The organism is Burkholderia sp. LMG 13014 (assembly GCF_905232215.1).
Classification (GTDB): domain Bacteria; phylum Pseudomonadota; class Gammaproteobacteria; order Burkholderiales; family Burkholderiaceae; genus Burkholderia.
Map to the genome: position 1 here is coordinate 1 of NZ_CAJNKE010000757.1, position 2468 is coordinate 2468.

A 2468-nucleotide genomic window follows, 5' to 3' on the forward strand; every position below is an offset into this window, starting at 1 on the left:
GCGTCCGCATAGGATGCCGGCAGCCGGTCGAGCCGCGTCTGGATATCCGCGGCTTGCCGGCGATACGCGTCGCGCACCTGCTGTTCGTCGGACGCATCGCGCACCTGCGCCTCGCGCGCCGCGACGCGCTCCATCAGCTTGCCGTAATTGAACTGCGGCACGGGGCCGAGCCCGTTCTTCATCGCGATCAGCGACACCGGAATCAGGATCGCGCTGATCAGGATGATGTACTGCGCGACCTGCGTCCACGTGACCGCGCGCATCCCGCCGAGAAACGAGCACACGAGAATGCCCGCGAGCCCGCAGAAGATCCCGATCGCGAAATCAACGCCGATGAAGCGTGTCGCGATCAGGCCGATCCCCTGGATCTGCGCGACCAGGTACACGAACGAACACAGGATCGCAGCGCCGGCCGCCAACGCGCGCACGGCCGTACTCGAAAAGCGCGTCCCGAGAAAATCGGGAATCGTGTAGCGCGCCAGCTTGCGCACATAAGGCGCGAGCAGGAACGCGACGAGGCAGAACCCGCCCGTCCAGCCCATCACGTACGCGAGCGCGTCGTAGCCCGTGGCATAGAGCGATCCGGCCAGGCCGATGAACGACGCGGCCGACAGCCAGTCGGCCGCCGTCGCCATCCCGTTGAACGCAGACGGCACGCGCCGCCCGGCCACGTAGTACTCGACGAGATCGGACGTGCGCGACAGCAGCCCGATCACCGCATACACGGCGATCGGCACGAACAGGAACACATAGCCGATCCAGACGCCGGAGCCGGTGGCGCGCTCGATCCGCCACATCAGCAGCACGAACCCGAGAAACCCCAGCGTGTAGAGCGCATACGCGCGAATCAGTCGATGCGTCAGCATGAGTCAGCGCCCGCCGCGTGCGTTGCCGGCCAGCGCCGCATGGTCGTCGTATGCACGGCGCAGCGTCCGGTCCGCGCGTTGCATCAGCCCGATGTAGACGACGATCAGCACGAGATACACGAGAATCGCGCCCTGCGCGCCGACATAGAACGGCAGGCTGAACCCGGCGAAGCGGATACCCGCGAGCGCGGGTGCGAAGAACGGCACGATGAACGACACCGAAAAGCCGATCACCATCAGCACCGCGATCAGCGCGACGTTGAAGCGCCAGTAGCGCGCATGGGCACGCGCGAGCGGTTCGGGAACGGGCGGTGGCGCGGCAGGCGCGGAACGGGTCGGAGCGGTCATGCCGTTATGTAACAAAAAGCCCCTGCGCGGGCAATCGGGATTGCCGCGCAGGGGCTCGTGCGCGTGATGCGCAACCGGTACGATCAGCGCACTTCGGCGAGCTGTTCGAGGATGGCCGGATTCTCGAGCGTGGACGTGTCCTGCGTGATCGCCTCGCCCTTCGCGAGCGAACGCAGCAGGCGGCGCATGATCTTGCCCGAACGCGTCTTCGGCAGGTTGTCGCCGAAGCGAATGTCCTTCGGCTTCGCGATCGGCCCGATCTGCTTGCCGACCCAGTCGCGCAGCGTCTTCGCCAGCGCCGCGGCTTCCTCGCCTTCCGGACGCGAACGCTTCAGCACCACGAACGCAACCACCGCCTCGCCCGTCGTATCGTCCGGACGGCCGACCACGGCTGCCTCGGCCACGAGTTCGTGCGAGACCAGCGCCGATTCGATTTCCATCGTGCCGAGCCGGTGGCCCGACACGTTCAGCACGTCGTCGATCCGGCCCATGATCGTGAAGTAGCCGGTGTCCTTGTCGCGCACCGTGCCGTCGCCGGCGAGATACAGCGTGCCGCCGAGTTCCTCCGGGTAGTAGCTCTTTTTGAAGCGCTCCGGGTCGCCCCAGATCGTGCGGATCATCGCGGGCCACGGGCGCTTGACGACGAGGATGCCACCCTGCCCGTTCGGCACGTCCTGGCCGGTTTCGTCGACCACCGCGGCCATGATGCCCGGCAGCGGCAGCGTGCACGAACCGGGCACGGTCGGCGTCGCGCCCGGCAGCGGCGTGATCATGTGGCCGCCCGTCTCGGTCTGCCACCACGTGTCGACGATCGGGCAGCGCTCCTGGCCGACGTGCTTGTGATACCACATCCACGCTTCCGGATTGATCGGCTCGCCGACGGTGCCGATGATGCGCAGGCTCGACAGGTCATAGCTCTTCGGATGAACCTTGTCGTCGGCTTCGGCCGCCTTGATCAGCGAGCGGATCGCAGTCGGCGCGGTGTAGAACACGGTGACCTTGTGGTCGCCGATCATCTTCCAGAAGCGGCCGGCGTCCGGATAGGTCGGCACGCCCTCGAACACGACCTGCGTGCCGCCGCATGCGAGCGGGCCGTACGTGATGTACGTGTGGCCCGTGACCCAGCCGATGTCGGCCGTGCACCAGAACACGTCGGTGGGCTTCCAGTCGAAGGTCCACTTCATCGTCTGCGCGGCCCACAGCAGGTAGCCGCCCGTGCTGTGCTGCACGCCCTTCGGCTTGCCGGTCGAGCCT

Annotated in this window: 3 protein-coding genes; all 3 read right to left on the reverse strand. The window is 66.9% G+C overall.

Translation table 11 applies throughout. The features are described 5' to 3' along the window. Window positions 1–866 (reverse strand): VC_2705 family sodium/solute symporter (locus tag JYJ84_RS34155; protein ID WP_205190093.1); only part of this gene is annotated, 866 nt, incomplete at its 3' end. Window positions 867–869: 3 nt separating this feature from the next. Next, window positions 870–1214, reverse strand: coding sequence for a DUF4212 domain-containing protein (locus JYJ84_RS34160; RefSeq protein WP_122945861.1), 345 nt, complete (start codon window positions 1212–1214; stop codon window positions 870–872). Between the two features lie 83 nt (window positions 1215–1297). Then, window positions 1298–2468 (reverse strand): acetate--CoA ligase (locus JYJ84_RS34165; RefSeq protein WP_205184826.1); only part of this gene is annotated, 1171 nt, incomplete at its 5' end.

Bases quoted from the DNA above. Each gene is read 5' to 3' on its own strand.
- JYJ84_RS34160 (WP_122945861.1), bottom strand. From the start codon at position 1,214: ATGACCGCTCCGACCCGTTCCGCGCCTGCCGCGCCACCGCCCGTTCCC.